This is a genomic window from Vibrio anguillarum (genome assembly GCF_001989995.2).
GTDB classification, from domain to species: Bacteria; Pseudomonadota; Gammaproteobacteria; order Enterobacterales; family Vibrionaceae; genus Vibrio; species Vibrio anguillarum.
The window spans coordinates 1-217 of sequence record NZ_JAHGUP010000145.1 but is presented as its reverse complement, the minus strand read 5'-3'; the positions used below and the strand labels follow the sequence as shown (position 1 = coordinate 217).

Here is a 217-nt window from a genome sequence, read left to right as displayed (position 1 = left end):
CAATTTCGCCACTTCCGCAACTTATGCTGTAGATAAACTGAGGATTGGTTACTCAATTTATCGTTGTTATGGGTAGCTTATCGCTAGCCATATGAAATATGGCAGGGCTACCTGGATTCGAACCAGGGAATGGCGGCATCAAAAGCCGCTGCCTTACCGCTTGGCGATAGCCCTACAGGATGATTGCTCATCTAAATATGGTGCGGAAAGAGAGACT

Annotated in this window: 1 tRNA gene; it reads right to left on the bottom strand. The window is 46.5% G+C overall.

What is annotated here, in order from left to right:
- Positions 1-99: 99 nt before the first annotated feature.
- A tRNA-Gln gene (locus tag PL85_RS17885) sits at positions 100-174 on the bottom strand.
- Positions 175-217 lie beyond the last annotated feature (43 nt).